This window comes from Massilia sp. 2TAF26 (genome assembly GCF_052115005.1).
Classification (GTDB): Bacteria; Pseudomonadota; Gammaproteobacteria; order Burkholderiales; family Burkholderiaceae_D; genus Telluria.
Genome location: NZ_JBFRFV010000006.1, coordinates 20590 through 37497, shown reverse-complemented (window position 1 = coordinate 37497; position 16908 = coordinate 20590). Strand labels below are relative to the sequence as shown.

At 67.1% G+C, this 16908-nt stretch carries 19 protein-coding genes; 8 read left to right on the top strand and 11 right to left on the bottom strand.

Features of this window, described 5'->3' with window-relative positions; translation table 11 throughout:
- Positions 1-2: 2 nt before the first annotated feature.
- Positions 3-626, bottom strand: coding sequence for a dTMP kinase (gene tmk / locus AB4Z32_RS08095; RefSeq protein WP_442121327.1), 624 nt, complete (start codon positions 624-626; stop codon positions 3-5).
- Positions 626-1633 (bottom strand): endolytic transglycosylase MltG, encoded by a 1008-nt coding sequence (gene mltG, locus AB4Z32_RS08090; RefSeq protein ID WP_442121326.1) that lies wholly within the window; start codon positions 1631-1633, stop codon positions 626-628. Before mltG ends, tmk begins: the two co-directional genes overlap by 1 nt.
- Before the next feature lie 109 nt (positions 1634-1742).
- Here mltG and ygfZ point away from each other — a divergent pair, with 109 nt between their 5' ends.
- Genes ygfZ through AB4Z32_RS08075 form a run of 3 tightly spaced genes read left to right on the top strand, consistent with a single transcriptional unit; the run spans position 1743 to position 3868 of the window.
- Complete coding sequence (gene ygfZ, locus AB4Z32_RS08085; RefSeq protein ID WP_442121325.1) at positions 1743-2801, top strand: CAF17-like 4Fe-4S cluster assembly/insertion protein YgfZ; 1059 nt, start codon at positions 1743-1745, stop codon at positions 2799-2801.
- 12 nt (positions 2802-2813) lie between these two features.
- Positions 2814-3116 (top strand): DUF4936 family protein, encoded by a 303-nt coding sequence (locus AB4Z32_RS08080; protein WP_442121324.1) that lies wholly within the window; start codon positions 2814-2816, stop codon positions 3114-3116.
- Positions 3107-3868, top strand: a complete 762-nt coding sequence (locus AB4Z32_RS08075) for an NRDE family protein (RefSeq protein WP_442121323.1) — start codon at positions 3107-3109, stop codon at positions 3866-3868. The genes AB4Z32_RS08080 and AB4Z32_RS08075 overlap by 10 nt, the downstream gene beginning before the upstream one ends.
- 121 nt (positions 3869-3989) lie before the next feature.
- On the opposite strand, the gene AB4Z32_RS08070 is transcribed toward AB4Z32_RS08075, so the two are convergent.
- The 5 genes from AB4Z32_RS08070 to AB4Z32_RS08050 form a co-directional block, all read right to left on the bottom strand.
- Positions 3990-4187: a hypothetical protein gene (locus tag AB4Z32_RS08070; protein WP_442121322.1), complete on the bottom strand. Its 198-nt coding sequence runs from the start codon at positions 4185-4187 to the stop codon at positions 3990-3992.
- A gap of 25 nt (positions 4188-4212) precedes the next feature.
- Complete coding sequence (locus AB4Z32_RS08065) at positions 4213-4926, bottom strand: SDR family oxidoreductase (protein ID WP_442121321.1); 714 nt, start codon at positions 4924-4926, stop codon at positions 4213-4215.
- Positions 4927-5001: 75 nt separating this feature from the next.
- The gene (locus AB4Z32_RS08060; protein ID WP_442121320.1) at positions 5002-5598 is read right to left on the bottom strand and encodes a TetR/AcrR family transcriptional regulator; all 597 of its coding nucleotides are present in this window, start codon (positions 5596-5598) and stop codon (positions 5002-5004) included.
- A gap of 119 nt (positions 5599-5717) precedes the next feature.
- The gene (locus AB4Z32_RS08055; RefSeq protein WP_442121319.1) at positions 5718-5996 is read right to left on the bottom strand and encodes a hypothetical protein; all 279 of its coding nucleotides are present in this window, start codon (positions 5994-5996) and stop codon (positions 5718-5720) included.
- Positions 5997-6031: 35 nt separating this feature from the next.
- Positions 6032-7408 carry an MFS transporter gene (locus tag AB4Z32_RS08050; RefSeq protein ID WP_442121318.1) on the bottom strand — a complete coding sequence of 459 codons (1377 nt, stop codon included), beginning with the start codon at positions 7406-7408 and terminating at the stop codon, positions 6032-6034.
- A gap of 122 nt (positions 7409-7530) precedes the next feature.
- Here AB4Z32_RS08050 and AB4Z32_RS08045 point away from each other — a divergent pair, with 122 nt between their 5' ends.
- The gene (locus tag AB4Z32_RS08045) at positions 7531-8457 is read left to right on the top strand and encodes a LysR family transcriptional regulator (RefSeq protein ID WP_442121317.1); all 927 of its coding nucleotides are present in this window, start codon (positions 7531-7533) and stop codon (positions 8455-8457) included.
- Here AB4Z32_RS08045 and AB4Z32_RS08040 read toward each other — a convergent pair.
- From AB4Z32_RS08040 to AB4Z32_RS08030, 3 genes are read right to left on the bottom strand one after another with little or no spacing between them, the layout of a single operon-like run.
- Positions 8423-9325 (bottom strand): SDR family oxidoreductase, encoded by a 903-nt coding sequence (locus AB4Z32_RS08040; protein ID WP_442121316.1) that lies wholly within the window; start codon positions 9323-9325, stop codon positions 8423-8425. The genes AB4Z32_RS08045 and AB4Z32_RS08040 overlap by 35 nt on opposite strands.
- Before the next feature lie 25 nt (positions 9326-9350).
- On the bottom strand, positions 9351-10133 hold the full coding sequence (locus AB4Z32_RS08035; protein ID WP_442121315.1) for an SDR family oxidoreductase: 783 nt from the start codon (positions 10131-10133) through the stop codon (positions 9351-9353).
- Between the two features lie 13 nt (positions 10134-10146).
- Complete coding sequence (locus AB4Z32_RS08030) at positions 10147-10449, bottom strand: Dabb family protein (protein WP_442121314.1); 303 nt, start codon at positions 10447-10449, stop codon at positions 10147-10149.
- A 238-nt stretch (positions 10450-10687) separates the two neighbouring features.
- Between AB4Z32_RS08030 and AB4Z32_RS08025 the strand changes: the two genes are divergently transcribed.
- The 4 genes from AB4Z32_RS08025 (at position 10688) to AB4Z32_RS08010 (ending at position 15594) form a co-directional block, all read left to right on the top strand.
- Positions 10688-11701 (top strand): tyrosine-type recombinase/integrase, encoded by a 1014-nt coding sequence (locus AB4Z32_RS08025; protein WP_442121313.1) that lies wholly within the window; start codon positions 10688-10690, stop codon positions 11699-11701.
- Positions 11702-11861: 160 nt separating this feature from the next.
- Positions 11862-13562 (top strand): MFS transporter, encoded by a 1701-nt coding sequence (locus AB4Z32_RS08020; protein WP_442121312.1) that lies wholly within the window; start codon positions 11862-11864, stop codon positions 13560-13562.
- Positions 13563-13981: 419 nt separating this feature from the next.
- A complete protein-coding gene (locus tag AB4Z32_RS08015; RefSeq protein ID WP_442121311.1) occupies positions 13982-15373 on the top strand; it encodes a hypothetical protein in 1392 nt (463 codons plus the stop codon).
- A 17-nt stretch (positions 15374-15390) separates the two neighbouring features.
- Positions 15391-15594 carry a hypothetical protein gene (locus tag AB4Z32_RS08010; RefSeq protein ID WP_442121310.1) on the top strand — a complete coding sequence of 68 codons (204 nt, stop codon included), beginning with the start codon at positions 15391-15393 and terminating at the stop codon, positions 15592-15594.
- Positions 15595-15653: 59 nt separating this feature from the next.
- On the opposite strand, the gene AB4Z32_RS08005 is transcribed toward AB4Z32_RS08010, so the two are convergent.
- Positions 15654-16859 carry an MFS transporter gene (locus tag AB4Z32_RS08005; RefSeq protein ID WP_442121309.1) on the bottom strand — a complete coding sequence of 402 codons (1206 nt, stop codon included), beginning with the start codon at positions 16857-16859 and terminating at the stop codon, positions 15654-15656.
- Between the last annotated feature and the right edge of the window lie 49 nt (positions 16860-16908).

Sequence of the window (16908 nt, the reverse complement as noted above, 5' to 3'; positions counted from 1 at the left end):
CGTCACAACAACTTCTCCAATGCCGCACGCAGCGCGATGCGGACTTCATCGATCGAACGGGTCGAATCGATCACCACGATGCGTCCGGGATTTTCCGTGGCGCGTCGCAGATATTCATTACGGCAGCGCTCGAAGAACGCCGCCTCCTCGGACTCGAACTTGTCGAGATTACGGGTGGCATCGAGCCGCTCGCGCGCCACTTCCAGCGGCACGTCGAACAGCAGGGTCAGGTCCGGCTGCAGGTCGGGATGGACCCAGTGCTCCAGCCGGCCCAGTTTCTCGATCGGCAGACCGCGCCCGCCGCCCTGGTAGGCAAAGCTGGCATCCGTGAAGCGATCGGACAGCACCCAGTCGCCGCGCGCCAGCGCCGGCTCGATCACCTGGGCGATGTGTTCGCGGCGGCTGGCGAACATCAGCAGGGCCTCGGTTTCGAGGTCCATCTTTTCGTGCAGCAGCAGCTCGCGCAGTTTTTCGCCGAGCTTTGTTCCGCCCGGTTCGCGGGTCGAAACCACGGACTTGCCGGCGTCCTCCAGGAGTCCGGTGACGAAGCCGATGTGGGTGGACTTGCCGGCACCGTCGATGCCTTCGAAGGTGATGAAACGGCCCCGGTTCGACGATTCGACCATTATTTCGCCCCCTGGCGCTGGTACTGGTTGACCGCCTTGTTATGCTCGTTCAGGTTGACCGAGAAGTGGCTGGTGCCGTCGCCGCGCGAGACGAAGTACAGGGCCTCGGTCCTGGCCGGCGCCAGGGCGGCGGCCAGCGACTCCACGCCCGGCAGCGCGATCGGCGTCGGCGGCAGGCCGGCGCGCGTGTAGGTGTTGTACGGGGTGTCGGTCTCGAGGTCCTTCTTGCGGATCTTGCCGTCGTACTTGTCGCCCATGCCATAGATGACGGTGGGGTCGGTCTGCAGCAGCATGCCGGTCTTGAGGCGGTTCACGAACACGCCGGCGATCATCGCGCGCTCGCTCTTCTGGCCGGTTTCCTTTTCCACCAGCGAGGCCATGATCAGGGCCTGGTAGGGGTCGGTGTAAGGCAGGTTCGGATCGCGTTTCTCCCAGGCCGCCTTGAGGCGCTTCATCATCATCTCGTGCGCCTGCTTGTAGATCTGCAGGTCGCTCGAATTCTTCGCGAACAGATAGGTGTCCGGGAAGAACAGGCCTTCCGGGGCCTTGTATTTATCTTCCGCGACCACCTTGGCCAGCAATTCCTTGTCCGACAGCCTGGCCGTCTCGTGCTTCAGGTTCGGGGCGGCGTCGACCGCCTGGCGCATCTGGCGGAAGGTCCAGCCTTCGATGATGGTCAGCGATTCCTGGGCGAACTCGCCGCGCACCAGCTGGGTGAGCAGGCGCCGCGGCGTGGTGGACGGCTTGAGCTCGTAGCTGCCGGCCTTGATCTGCCCGGCCTTGCCGCTCACCCGGGCCAGCACGCCGAACAGGAAGCCGTTGACCGGCACGCCGGCGGTGGCCATCTGCTGGGTAGCACCGGCGACGCCGCTGCCCTGGGCGATTGCGAAAGGAATGATGGGGCTGTCCGCTGCGGTAATCGGGCGTCCCGCCCACCACTGGAAGCCGCCGACGGCCGCGACTGACACGATCACGCCGGTGACGATGAGTTTTCTTATAAATGCCATATGTACTGGTTTTGCGCCGCGCCCGGCGCGATTTTGTCGACAACCCTATAATGAGGCCGTAATGATAAAGCCTAAACGAGATTTAAATCGAATTTGATACGTGGATTGTATGAATAACTGGATCGAACACCTCGCCTCGCTGGGCGCCCGCTTCCATCAGGATGAAGCCGCGCAGATCGAAGACTTCGGAAAGACCCTCTCGGCCGCCGACCTGGCGGGCGGCGTGGTGGCGCCGGTCACCGACCTCGGACTCATCGCCGTCAGCGGAGACGACGCCGCCAGTTTCCTGCACAACCAGCTCACCAACGACGTCGAACACCTCGGCACCGGTGAAGCCCGCCTGGCTGCCTATTGCACGCCGAAAGGCCGCATGCAGGCCAGCCTGCTGATGTGGCGCGGCGCCCAGGACATCTACCTGCAACTGCCGCGCACCATCCAGGCCCCGCTGCAGAAGCGCCTGACCATGTTCGTGCTGCGCGCCAAGGCCAAGCTGCGCGACGCCACCGAAGAAGCCGCGACCACCGCGGTCCTCGGCCTGGCCGGCGCCAAGGCACAGGAAGCGCTGGCCCGCCATGCGGGCCCCCTGCCGCAGGCACCGTATGCAAAAACCGAGGGCGAGGCCGGCACCGTGATCCGCCTGGCCGACGCCTTCGATGCGCCGCGCTACCTGTGGATCACGAACGCCTGCACCGCCATCGCCGCCCTGCCGCAGCTGCGCGAGACGCTGGCGCTGGGCGGCAACGTCGCCTGGCACCTGGCCGAGATCCACGCCGGCGTGCCGCAGGTGACCCAGCCGACCCAGGAACAGTTCGTGCCGCAGATGATCAACTTCGAACTGATCGGCGGCGTGAACTTCAAGAAGGGCTGCTATCCGGGCCAGGAGATCGTCGCCCGCAGCCAGTACCTCGGCAAGCTGAAACGCCGCATGGTGCTGGCCACGCTGGCCAATGCGGCCGCGCGCGCCGGCGATGAAGTGTTCGCCAGCGACGACCCCGACCAGCCTTGCGGCATGATCGTCAACGCGGCCCCGAACGGCCAGGGCGGCGCCGATGCGCTGGTCGAGATCAAGCTGGCCGCGCTGGACCAGGAAGTGCGCCACGGCGCGGCCGGCGGCACGCCGCTGTCCTTCCTGCCGCTGCCCTATGCCATCGACACCCCGGCCGACTGACGTCCCGCGCCCATGATCGACCTGTACGTCTATTACAAGGTGCGCGAGGCGGACGCCGCCGCGCTGGCGCCGCGCGTACGCGCGATGCAGGCGGCGCTGGCGGCGAGCCACGGCGTCGCCGTCCAGCTCAAGCGCCGGCCCGACAGCAAGGACGGCCTGCAGACCTGGATGGAAGTCTATCCGGGCGCCGCCGATACCTTTGCCGACACCGTCGACGGCGCCGCCGCAGGCGCCGGCCTCGGTGCCTTGATCAGCGGCCCGCGCCGCGCCGAGGTATTCGTCGACCTGACTCCGGAGCTGAACCCATGTGCCTGATCGTATTTGCCTGGCGTGTGATTCCCGGCGTGCCGGTGATCGCCTGTGCCAACCGCGACGAATTCTACGACCGTCCCGCCACCCCGGCCGGCCCCTGGCCGGAAAACCCGGACATCATCGCCGGCCGCGACCTGCAGGGCGGCGGCAGCTGGATGGGCGTGACGCGCACGGGCCCGAACGGCCCGAAGTTCGCCGCGCTGACGAACATCCGCGCTCCCGGCGAGCGGCGCAGCGACGCCCCCACGCGCGGCGCCCTGGTGGCCGACTTCCTCAAGGGCGACCTCGACGCCCCGGCCTACCTGGACCACATCGCAGCCGGCGCCGGCGAGTACAACGGCTTCAACCTGATCCTCGGCGACCGCGAAGGCCTGTACTGGTTCTCGAATCGCGCCGGCGGCGACCCGCGCAACGGCAAGGCCCTCGACCCGGGCATCTACGGCGTCTCGAACGGCCTGCTGGACGCGCCCTGGCCGAAGGTCCTGCGCACCAAGGCCAGCTTCGCCAGCCTGCTGCTGCAGGGCGCCCCCGAGGAAGCCTATTTCGAAATGCTGGCCGATACCACCCGCGCGCCCGACCTGCGCCTGCCGGACACCGGCGTGCCGATCGAAGTGGAGCGCCAGTTGTCCGCGGTCTGCATCGAGATCCCGGGCTACGGCACCCGTACCTCGACCGTGGTCAGGCTCTACCAGGACGGCGAGCCGGAACTGCACGAGCGCGTGCTGCAGCCTTGTCCGGAAGCGGAAGCTTCATAAAACCTTCACGTCGTTCCCGCGGAGGCGGGAACCCAGGTTTTGCTTGAGCAGGCGGAACGCGTGCAAACCTGGATTCCCGCCTGCACGGAGCCGACGTTTATTCGTAACGAGTCCTTGCCTTCTACGACTCCCGCCGCATGAACGGCGACTCGAACTGCTGCCGCCGCTCCACCGGCCGGGTCAACACCCGCAAGGCCACGTCCATCGCCACGCCGATCTCGGCGAGCCGGCGCGCCGCCGCCGGCATGCCGGTGGCGCTCGCCTCATGAATCACGGCTTCGATCAGCAGGGCGGTCTTGTAGTCGGTGCGTCGTTCCATCGGCCGATGCTACCACGACCGCGATTCACCCCGGACGCCGCACGACGTCGAGGTAGACGCCGGGATCCGCCGAGAGTCCGCGCTTGACGTCCTGCGACAGCTCGTCGATCAGCACTTCCTGCGCGCCTGCCTCGAGTGCCGCGTACGCGCGGGCGACCACGTCCGCCGGCGCCAGTTTCGGCAGATCGATCCCGCGCGTCAGCTCGGTGTCGACGAAGCCGACGTGCAGGCCCAGCACCTGGGTACCCTGCTCCTTCAGCGCGATCCGCAAGCCGTTGTTCACGCTCCAGGCGGCCGACTTGGTGGCGGCGTAGGCGGCCAGGCCCGGCGTGCTGATCCAGCTCGCCACCGACAGCACGTTCAGGAAGGCGCCGCCATGGTGCTTCGCCAGCACCGGCGCGAAGGCCTGGCTGACGCGCAGCATGCCGTAGACGTTGGTCTCCATCATGCGCTGCAAGGCGGCGACGCTGTCGTCGTCGAGCAGGCTGCCGGGACTGGCGATGCCGGCATTGTTGACGACCAGCGTGACGTCGCCGCAGGCCGCGGCCGCTTCCTTCACCTGGGCCGGATCGTTGACGTCCAGCCGTACCGGCACCACGCCCGGCAGGCGGACCGCGCCGGGATCGCGCGCGGCCGCGTAGACCTTGCGCGCGCCGAGGGCAAGGGCCTGGCGGGCGAACTCCTCGCCCAGACCGCGGTTGGCGCCGGTAACGAAGACGATGGCGTTATCGAGTTTCATGGCATTCCTTTATATGACAGCCGTCATATTCAAGTTTCAAAAAAAGCCGAACCCATCGGCACGGCATCCTCCACCTCAGACGATCGAGTCCTGGCGGACGTACTGCAACAGCACTGTCTCGCGGCAGGCCTGCAAGACCTCGTTTCCTCCACCATCGGGCCCCAGCACCCGGGCCAGCTGGATCGCGCCCACCAGGGTCGCGGCAAGCGCCCAGGCACTGCCGGGTGGCGCATCGCCTGGCAGCGTATCGGCAACCAGGGCGGCCAGGCCACGGACCCGGCTTTGTGCGACCCCACGCAGTGCTTCATGGGCGCGCTGCATGTCCGAGCCCACGGCCGCGACCGGGCAGCCGAGTTCCAGCGCCTCCATGTGCGCGCCGGACAGGTATTCGTTCACCAGGGCCGAGAGCGGACTTTCGCCGGCGTCCGTGCGAGTGCGCATGCGTTCACGGACCCGGGCGTTGCTCTGCCTGCCTGCGTGCTCCAGCGCTTCGGCCAGCAGCGCATCGCGCGATGCGAAATGGGCATAAAAGCCGCCGTGGGTCAGGCCAGCCTCCTTCATCACCTCCGCGACACCGACCCCGGCGACCCCGGCGCGGCGTACGGCGCGCGCAGCGGCGTCGAGGATGCGCTCGTGCGACTGCTGATGGCGGGAGGATCGGGTGCTGGACATGGCGGCGACTCCAATATGATGCATATCATATTAGGTCGCGGGAGGCGCCTGGTCAAGGAAGAAGTAAAAATACCGCGGACGGCGCCGCGGTATGCTTGACGGCCGTTCAGGTAGCCGCCTCAGCGGTCGGGGTCGTTGCCGGTCGTCCCGGGGGCCGAGGTGCCGCCCGAGCCGCCCAGCCTGCCCTCGTCCGGGGTACCGGCTGCCGAGTCGCCGCCTCCGGGCCGGCCGGGCTTGTCGGCCTGCGCATGCCCTGCCGGGAAGACGTTCGCTTCCGGAGAGCTGTGCAGGAAACCGCTTTGCTGGCTGCCGTCGGCGCCGCCCTGTGCGTTCTGTCCGCCGCCCTGGGCGGGCAGGTCTTGTTTGCCTTGCCGGGCCTTGTCTTTGTTGTTCGCCATCATGTCCTCCTGGTGCGATTACCGATGAAACTATCCTAGCGCCCCCGGGCGCCGGGCGAATAGGATGACTTCCCGGACCATTGTAGGACGATCACTAGCACGCATCCCAGGCCGAGCAGGACAGCAGCCAGGCCGAAGCAGGACCGGAAACCGGCCACGACCGCCGCCTGACCACCGTCCGCCGCCGTGTTCATGAAGACGGCGCTCATGCCGGCGGCGCCGCCGATCAGGCCGAGATTGCGCGACAGGCTCAGCAGTCCGGAAACCAGTCCGCGCTGCTCCTCCGCGGCAGCCGACATCACCGCCGTATTGTTCGCGGCCTGGAACAGCGCGTAGCCGGCGGTGAGCACGGCAATCGACGCCACATAGGCGGCCGCGGTCGACGGCGGCAGGAGCCACAACAGGCAGGCGCCGGTGAGCATCCCGGCCAGGCCGGCCAGTGCGCTCCAGCGCGCACCCAGCCGGTCCACGGCACGCCCGGCCGGCAGACCCGCAAGCGCCGCGGCGACCGGCCCGGCCGCCATCACGAGCCCCATCCGCCCGGCTTCCAGGCCCAGGACGCCGGTCAGATAGAAGGGGCCCACTACCAGCGTGGCCATCACCACCGCCGTCGCCAGCATGCTCGTGAGGACGCCGGCGGCAAGCACGGGGTCGCGGAACAGGGCCGGTTCCACCAGGGGCGCGGCGCTATGCCGCTCGGCGTGGACGAACAGGATCGCAGCGCCGGCGGCAAGCGCCACAAGCGGGCCGCGCGGCGCGGCAGCGACCGTCGTTGCCAGGGCAAAGGCGGTCAATGCGAGCGCGAGCAGCAGCGTGCCCACATGATCGAAGCGCGGCCTGGCGCGCGGGGAGAGATCGGCGGGCAGGAAGCGCGCCGCGCAGGCGAACGCCGCCAGGCCGCAAGCACCCTGCAGCAGGAACACGGCCGGCCAGCCAAAGCCGGCGACCAGCATGCCGCCGAGCGAAGGCCCGAGGGCGGTGCCGGCCGCCGATACCGTGCCCAGCATCCCCATCGCGCGCCCGGTCTCCGCCGCGGGCAGCGTATCCTTGACCGCCGCCACGGTCAGCGCCATCATCGCCGCCGCGCCGGCGCCCTGCAGCAGGCGCGCAGCGACCAGCAGCGCCAGCGACGGCGCCGCGGCGCACAGCCCGGCCCCAAGGCTGAACATGGCGATGCCTGCCAAGAGCAGCCGTTTTCTCCCGACCAGGTCGCCGAGCCGGCCGGCCACCACCACCAGCCCCGATACACCGAGCAGATAGGCGAGCACGACCCATTGCACGGCGGGCAGCGGCGCCTGGAAAGCCCGTGCCAGCGCTGGGAGGGCCACGTTGGCGATGCTGGTCCCGAGCGAGGACAGCAGCGCGCTCAGCGAGAGGCTGGCGAGGATGGCGGAATGCGTTTTCATGTCCATGGCTCCCTTCAAGGTCGATACCGGGAGCCTAGTCGCAGCGCATGCATGGCGGAAGACGCAGCATTTGCACTCGATCAGTGCATGGAACGCCATATCCCGAGCCAGCGTGCTATCTTGGCGCGATGTCGACGCCCGATCTGAATCTCCTCGTCACCCTCGACGTCCTGCTCGCCGAGGGCAATGTCGCGCGGGCCGCCCGCCGGCTGGGCCTGAGCGCGTCCGCCATGAGCCGCGCGCTGGCACGCCTGCGCGAGACCACCGGCGATCCGCTGCTGGTCCGCGCCGGCCGCGGCCTGGTGCCGACGCCGCGGGCGCTCGAGCTGCGCAACCGTATCGGTCCGCTGGTCGAAGAAGCGAAGGCCGCGCTGCGCCCCGCCGTGCCGCTCGACCTGGGCCGGCTCGATCGCAGCTTCACGCTGCGCACCAGCGACGGCTTCGTCGAGAACTTCGGGCCGCTGCTCGTCGCGCGCGCCGCCGCCTCGGCGCCTGGCGTGCACCTGCGCTTCGTGCAGAAGACGGACAAGGACAGCGCCCCGCTCCGCGACGGCAGCGTCGACCTGGAAACCGGCGTGGTGGGCGGCGCCGCCAGCCCCGAACTGCGCACCCGCATCCTGTTCGAGGACCGCTTCGTCGGCGTGGTGCGTGAGGATCATCCGCTGGCCGGCACGGCGATCACGCCGGCGGCCTATGCGGCGGCCAGGCATGTGCTGGTGAGCAGGCGCGGACGCGAACGGAGCAGCGTCGACGATGCCCTCGATGCACTCGGCCTGCAGCGCCGCATCGCCGCCTCGGTCGGCGGCTTCGCGGCCGCGCTCGCGCTCGCGCGCGGATCGGACCTGGTGGCCACCGTCCCCGAGCGTCATACCAGTCGGCTGCGCGAAGGCATGGCCAGCTTCGCGCTTCCTTTCGTCGTGCCCGGAATATCGGTCTCGATGCTGTGGCATCCACGCATGGACGCCGACCAGGCCCACCGCTGGCTGCGTGGCTTGCTGCTCGAGACCAGTGCCCCGGCAGCTAGCGCTTCAGCTGCGACTGCAGCATCTGGGTGAGCTGGGGCGTCGCCGCATAGGCGTCCGCCGGCGGCTTGCCGTGGACGATGGCATCCATGCGTTCAGCCACCGCGCCCAGCGCCTGCGGATGCGAATAGATATAGAACCGCCCTTCGCGGATCGCGTCGAAGGTGATGGCCGCGACGTCAGCCGCCGTCACCTTGCCGGCCTCCACCGCCTTGTTGATCAGGGCCAGGGCCGCCTGCTGGCTGGCCGTCGGCGCGGCATCGTTCTGCAGCCCGTGCGGACGGTGGGCTTCCGAATGTCCGATCCCGGTCGGCACGAAGTATGGGCACAGGACCGAGGCCTGGACCGGGGCATCGACCAGGCGCAGGTCGTGGTAAAGGGTTTCGCTCAGCGACACCACGGCGTGCTTGGAGACGTTGTAGACGCCCATCGCCGGCGGATTCAGCAGTCCGGCCATCGAGGCCGTGTTGACGATGTGCCCTTCGTAAGCGGGATCGCGGCGGGCGCATTCCAGCATGATCGGCGTGAACACGCGCACGCCGTGGATCACGCCCCACAGGTTCACGCCCAGCACCCATTCCCAGTCGGCCTGGCTGTTTTCCCAGATGAGGCCGCCCGCGCCGACCCCGGCATTGTTGAACACCAGGTGCACGCCGTGGAAGCGGATCATCGCGGCATCCGCCAGCTCCTCGACATGCTCACCCTTGCCGACGTCGACCACCATGGAGAGCAGCTCGGCGCCGCCGGCCTGCAACTCGTCGGTGGCACGCTCCAGCGCTTCCTTGTCGATGTCGGCCAGCACCAGTTTCATGCCCAGCCCCGCCGCCGTGTTGGCGAATTCACGGCCCAGGCCGCTACCCGCGCCGGTGATGACGGCTACCCGTCCTGCGAACTGCTTCATTGCTTTTCTCCCTGCGCCGCGCGGATCAGACCGCAGACACGCCGCCGTCGACGGCCAGCACCTGCCCCGTGATGTGCTTGCCCGCATCGGACGCGAACAGGACCACCGCGCCCTTCAGGTCTTCGTCGTCGCCGAGCCGGCCCAGCGGTGCCTGCTGCGCCAGCCTGTCGGCACCCACCGCCGCCAGTATGCCCCGGGTCATCTTCGAGGGGAAGAAGCCCGGCGCGATCGCGTTCACCGTGATGCCGTAGCGGCCCCATTCGCCGGCCAGGGTGCGGGTGAAGTTGATCACCGCCGCCTTCGAGCTGTTGTAGGCGATCGTCTGCATGGTGCCCGGCGGATTGCCGCCCAATCCGGCGATCGAGGCGATGTTGACGATGCGTCCCCGGCCGCGCGGAATCATCGACAGCCGCCCGAAGGCCTGGCACAGCAGGAAGACGCTGCGCACGTTCAGGTTCATGACCTTGTCCCAGGCCTCGACCGGAAACTCCTCGGCCGGGGCGCCCCAGGTCGCGCCCGCATTGTTGACCAGGATGTCGACCTGGCCCAGGCGCCGCAGTGCCTCCTCGGCAAAGCCGCCGATCGCCGCTTCGTCGGACAGGTCGGCGGCGATGCTGCACGCCTCGATGCCGCGTGCCGCCAGGTGGGCGCAGGCTTCGTCGAGCTCGGCCTGCTTGCGCGCCGCGACCAGCACGCGCGCGCCCTGCTCGCCCAGCGCTTCGGCCATCTGCAGGCCCAGGCCGCGCGAGCCGCCAGTCACCACGGCGGTCTTGCCTTCCAGCGAAAACAGTTCCCTTACGGTGCGCATGGCGGCCTCCCGCTCAGACTTCGTAGTCCATGCACTGGCGCGCTTCGCGGATCGCGCCGATGAAGGGCACCAGGGCCTGGTGAGTCGGGTGCTTGGCATAGGCTTCGAGCGCGCCCTTGTCCGCGAACTCCGAGTACAGCACCACGTCATAGGTCGCTTCCAGGCCCGGCTGGGCCAGGGTCACTTCGAACTTGTGGATGCCGGGGACGATATCGGCGCACTCGTCCAGGCGGCGCTTCATTTCGCGGGCATTGGCCGCGCGGTCGGCGCCTTCGGCGTGTTCTTTCAGTTTCCACATGACGATGTGCTTCAGCATGAGTTTTCTTCCTTGTTTCAAATGTGATTGAGCGGATAGCGAGAAGCATAACGCTTGGGCGCCTGGATGGCGAGCGCAGTGGATTTGCCTGCCCTGTCGTGCTGGTGGCTGGGTTTTGGCTTGTTGTGATCCGCCTGTCGGTTAGTTGCAAAAAGACTTGACCGGCCGCTCCCGCTGCCACCGCCGCGTGCGCACGCCTTCCATTTGCATACGCTCTCGGTTAGTTGCAGAATACGGCATGGACCACCTCGCCGCCTGGGATGCCGATCCCGTCAAACGCTTCGCCGCCTTCGTCGCTTCGCCCGACTTCGTGCTGACCTCGAGCCGCCAGCGCGAGGACAATCCGAAGCCGGTGTCGCCGGAGTCCGCCGCCATCTATAAATTCATGTTCGGGAAGTTCGCCGCCTGGATGCTGGAGGAGCGCCTGAAGATCTCGACCGTGACGGCGCGCGACCTCCACCGCTTCGTGCAACTGGCCCACGACGGCCACCGCGACCTGAACAGCAAGATCGCCTACCGCTACCTGCGCCTGCTGGAGCGCTGCTACGAATACCTGCAGAGTGCGCCGAACCCGGCGCGCGAAGCCATCGTCGGCATCGACCGCGCCCAGATCACCCGCGACGCCCCGATGAGCGCCCTCAACGCGGACGAGCTGGAGCGCTTCCTGGCCGCCCTGCCCGGCCACCGTGCCGACGACCAGGGCAAGGCCTCGGGCTGGAAGCGGCGCCGCGACCGCGCGATGCAGGTGACGATGGCGCTGGCCGGCCTGCGGGTCGCCGAGGCGATCGGTTTGCTGGTGGACGAGATCGGCCGCCAGCCCGACGTCGAAGGCGGCCTGCGGCTCGACATCACGCCCGCGCACAAGCACCGCACCAGCTATGAGCACGCCACCACCTTGCCGAAGGAAGGCGTCGCCGAACTGCTGGCCTGGCTGGACGAGCGGCAGGCGCTCGAGATTCCGGGCGAACTGGTGTTTCCCGCCAACCTGGAGGGCGAAGCGCTGCACAAGGCCACCGTCTACCGCCAGGTCAAGGCGAGCTTCGAACGCGCGGGATTGGCCGTCCCGCGCGCCGGCGGCCGCACCCTGCGCAATACCTTCGCCTCGCTGCAATTGCGCCAGGGCACGCCCCAAAGCGAGCTGACCACCGCGCTGGGCCTCGCGCTCGAACGATCCGCGGAGGCTTATAAGTACGCCAAAGTTAATCCGGAAACCCAGGCGCCGGAACCCGGTCCAAAGGACAAGGACGCCTGATTCCATCCAGTGCGCATGAGGAGGCAGCCGAACGGCTCATCTGTAAGTTTCGTGTAAGTTTGGAGCAAGCATCGCGTAAGTTTCGCGGCGCAGAGTCGCTGCCGTAGCTGGCGTAAATATCGGCTACCCATTGACAATACAACTCATTACGGAGACTACAATGGCTATCACCCCCGGCATGACAGCCGGCGGAAAGGCAGCGCCTTCCGCCGGCGGACTCACCCGGGAAGAACGCAAGGTCATCTTTGCGTCTTCCCTCGGCACGGTTTTCGAATGGTATGACTTCTACCTCTACGGCTCTCTCGCCGCAGTGATCGCCAAGCAGTTCTTCGTCGGCGACCCCACCACCACCTTCATCTTCGCCCTGCTGGCCTTCGCCGCGGGCTTCATCGTGCGCCCCTTCGGCGCGCTGGTGTTCGGACGCCTCGGCGACATGATCGGCCGCAAGTACACCTTCCTGGTCACCATCCTCATCATGGGCGGCTCGACCTTCATCGTCGGCCTGCTGCCCGGCTACGCCTCGATCGGCATCGCCGCGCCCATCATCCTGGTCTCGCTGCGCATCCTGCAGGGCCTGGCCCTGGGCGGAGAGTATGGCGGCGCCGCCACCTATGTGGCCGAGCATGCGCCGGAAGGCCGTCGCGGCTACTTCACCTCCTGGATCCAGACCACCGCCACGCTCGGCCTCTTCCTGTCGCTGCTGGTGATCCTGGGCGTGCGCACCTCGATGGACACCAAGGCCTTCGACGCCTGGGGCTGGCGCATTCCCTTCCTGGTGTCGGTGCTGCTGCTGGGCATTTCGGTATGGATCCGGATGTCGATGAGCGAGTCGCCTGCCTTCGCCAAGATGAAAGCCGAGGGCAAGACTTCGAAGGCGCCGCTGTCCGAAGCCTTCCTCACCTGGGGTAACGCCAAGATCGCCCTGCTGGCCCTGGTGGGCGTGGTGATGGGCCAGGCCGTGGTCTGGTACACCGGCCAGTTCTATGCGCTGTTCTTCCTGACCCAGACCCTGAAGATCGAACCCGCCGCCGCCAACATCATGATCGCGGTCGCACTGGCGCTGGCCACGCCTTTCTTCGTGATCTTCGGCTCGCTGTCCGACCGCATCGGCCGCAAGCCCATCATCATGGCCGGCTGCCTGATCGCGGCCCTGACCTACTTCCCGATCTTCAAGGGCCTGACCAGCTACGGCAACCCGGCCCTGGCCACCGCCCTGCAGAACTCGCCGGTGGTGGTGGTGGCCGACCCGGCCGACTGCCACTTCCAGTTCAAGGCGACCGGCAAGGAAATCTACTCCTCGTCCTGCGACATCGCGACCGCCCAGCTGACCGCCGCCTCGGTCAGCTACACCCGCCAGGATGCGCCGGCCGGCACCGTCGCCAGCGTCCACATCGGCGACAAGGTCTACCCGTCCTTCGCCGCCGCCAAGACGCCGGACGGGCTCGACCTCGACAAGGCCAGCAAGGCCCGCGAAGCCGCACTGAAATCCGACCTGGGCGCCTCCCTGAAGGCCGCCGGTTACCCGTCCAAGGCCGATCCGGCCACGATCAACAAGCCGATGGTAGTGGGGCTGCTGTTCGTGCTGGTGCTGTACGTGACCATGGTCTACGGCCCGGTGGCGGCGATGCTGGTCGAGATGTTCCCGACCCGAATCCGCTACACCTCGATGTCCCTCCCCTACCACATCGGTAACGGCTGGTTCGGCGGCCTGCTGCCGACCTTCGCCTTCGCGATGGTGGCGGCGAAAGGCGACATCTACTATGGCCTGTGGTATCCGATCGTCATCGCGGCGATCACCTTCGTGATCGGCATGCTGTTCGTGCGCGAGACGAAGAACAACAATATCTACGCGGCCGATTAACACCGCGTTCTGGTGGGCACCCTCGTGCCCACCTTTCTTGTGCGCGCCAACGAGGGCGCGTGACGATGTCTACTAGCGGCATCTCCACCATTCTTCCACTGGAACCCGAGCACGTATCCCAATCTCGGCCGTCCCACACCTTTGATTCACATCAAACTTCACTCGCTCCGTATACCTACGCTTGCACAGGCGGGTACCTTGCCTCGCCACTGGCGTTTCTCTCGCCTGACTTCCTATTCCAATTAGTTGCGTACCCGTTGTCCTGACTCACTCGATCATCGATCTATCCTGTTCTGAAGGGGGAAATGGAAATGCCGCAACAACTCAATCCAAGGATTTCAAAAAGAACTCCATTGCCTAGGCGAATTCCCGACACTCTCAACCAAGTGGTCATGCACGATGGGGGAGTCAATGCGTGGATGGATGACCCTGAAAATGGAACCCCGATCCAGCGTCCGGCACCGTCGCTGGACAATGGCAAACTGTCTTACCAAATCCAGGACGACGCGGTTCCTCTCGGGTTCTACTCCGTAGGTACCCCCAGTTTCCGCTATTGGAACGCCGCGGAATCCTTGCGGCGCGGAGCCGATTTCTGGCAGGCGCGGATCCCTGAGCTGACGTGGTTTGAAGACATCGGTCCAGAGATGCAAATCTTCCTTGACGAAGGGGAAGACTTCAATGCGTTCTACGATCGGACCGGGCTGAAATTCTTCCACGGCAATATCCCCGGAGGTGGCACGGTGTTTTCTGGCGAAAGCCCCGACATCCTCTGTCACGAGATGGGCCACGCCATCCTGGATGCGATCAGGCCGGATTTGTGGAATATCGCCGCCATGGAGGTGGGCGCCTTCCATGAATCGTTCGGGGACATGAGCTCGATCCTGTCGGCATTGCAGTTGCCCCTGATGCGTACTGCCGTCATGTCGGAAACCGGCGGCTACCTCAACCGGAGTTCGCGGCTGTCACGGCTGGCGGAACAACTCGGCCACGCCATACGCGAAATCTCCCCTAACGCTGTAGACCCGGACTGCCTGCGCAATGCGTCGAACCGCTTCATGTACGTGCCTCCGCTATCCCTCCCGTCGTCCGGCCCGGCATCGGCCCTTTCGGCGGAGCCGCACTCCTTCTCGCGCGTCTTCACGGGCGCCTTCCTGGATGCCTTGGCCGGCATGCTGCTGGCGGCTGCCCGTGATCCGGCGGCTCCGACGGAAGACGAGCTACTGAAAGTCAGTGAGCAGATGGGCGACATCCTGGTCGCCGGTGTGCGCAGCGCCGCTGCCGCTTCCGATTTCTACAGCCAAGTGGCCGGCGGCATGGTGCAGGCAGGGGGCCAGATCGATCCCGCATTCTCACGTCCGCTGAAGGCGGCGTTCGTCAAGCGCGGCATCCTGTCCGTGACCTCGGCGGCTTCTGTCCGGACTCTGGTCGAGGCGGCAAAGACCCTGTCGCGCCGGGCGGCGGGAGCAGCGGCGCCGGTTTCCCATGCCCCTACGCATCTCGCCCTCGACGGTAAGCAATACGGACTCGGCGACCAGGCGCTGCTCGTGGAAGCGCCTTCGCAACCGCGCCAATTCGCAGCCCACGCATCCCTCACCGACGTCGTCCCGGTCCAGGTGCCTAGTTCCGAAGTTGCGGCGCGCGGCTTCGTGGAGCAACTATTCAAGCAAGGGCGAGTCGATCTCAGCGGGGCGGTCGGCGACGCCGACCGTATCGATCCCTTGTCGGGATTGAAGACCCACAGGCTGGTGAAAGCCAACGGCGCCTTGCAGCTCAAGCGCGTGTTGTGCGATTGCGGCCTGAAACACGACTGACGGAGGCGCTGACGGAAATGAACGAGCGAGAGCGAAACCCGGGTAACAGCATCGTCCCCGACACCGTGGAGTCGCAGGCCTATGTCCGCGGCATCGTGGAGCGTGGCGAGGCTGCGCTGCCGGACAAGGATGGCAAGCTGCCGCGTGGCGTGACGCACGAGATTATCGGGCGCCACGACGCCAGCGGCTTGCCGATTCTGGTGCGCAGAAAGATGTACTAGCAAGTAGCCCGCGCCGGTGCATGGCCGGCTGGTGCGGGGCGCGGGGCGCGGCGACGCGGCTATTGGAGCGCCGGCGCCCTGCTCCACGCCCTCATCCGCATTGCGGCCCAGGCCGTCAGCATCGCCCCCGCCACCAGTACCAGCCGCGTATCGAACAGCGTCAGCACCGCACCGGCCGCCGCCATCAGGATGTTCGCCAGGCAGAAGGTCGTCGACAGCAGGCCCATCACGGCGCCCTGGCCGTGGCCGCCGAAACGGTCCGCCGCCCACACCTGGATCACCGCGTTGTAGCAGGCATGCGGCAGGCCGAACAGCATGATGCCGGCCAGGCCGATCCACAGCTGGCCGGTGCCCAGCGAGGCGATCGCCAGTGCCACCGCCACCGCCAGGAAGGCGGCGCGGCGCAGGGGATCGTCACGATTTTGCCGTCCGGCAAAAACAGCCGTGAAACTCATCAGCGCGCACATGCCGACGTTCACCAGCGAGATTGCACGGGTATCGTAGCGGCCGACCTCGACCAGCCACAGCGGATAGAACTCGTAGAAGGCGGTCACGCCGCAGGTGTAGGCCAGCTGGACCACGAACAGCATGCGCAGGCCGTCGTGGCGCAGCAGGTTGAAGGCATGCTTTTCACGCGCCACCGCCCACCAGCCGGGACCGTGGGCGCTCGGTTCGCGCTTGAGGCTGATCGCCACCAGCGCCGTCCCCAGCAGCAGCGCGCCGGCGGCGATATAGAAAGGCACGGTGATGCCGAAGGCTATCGTCAGCCCGGCCAGCAAGGGGCCGAACAGCCAGCCCAGGGTGAACGAGCCGTTCAGCCAGGACAGCGCATGGTTGCGCACCGGGCCCTCCAGCCGGTCGGCCAGCATGGCGCGGACGATGGCGCCTTGCCCTTCCAGCAGGCCGGTGCCGAAGCGCGCCAGCAGGAACAGCGGATAGGAACCCATCGCCAGCGCCCAGGCGGTCAGCACATGGCCGACGGCCGCGCCGGCCGCGGTCCACAGCAGCAGCGGACGGCGGCCGAAACGGTCGGACAGCGAGCCCAGCACGGCGGTGCCGATCAGCAGCCCGATCGGATTGACCATCAGGGCGATGGCGAACAGCAGCTTGGGCGGCAGGTTGAGGAAGCTGGTCAGACCGTTGGCGGCGCCCGCAGTTTCCACACCCGCGAAGAGCGGCGGCAGGATCGGGTAAGGCAGCGAAGCGCCGGTCGTCGACAGCAGGCCGAGCAGGCAGGCGGTCGCGATCAGGAGGGCATTTTTCACATCGGGCTCGAGTACGGTAAGGATATCGAGCCTAACATGAGCGAGGCCA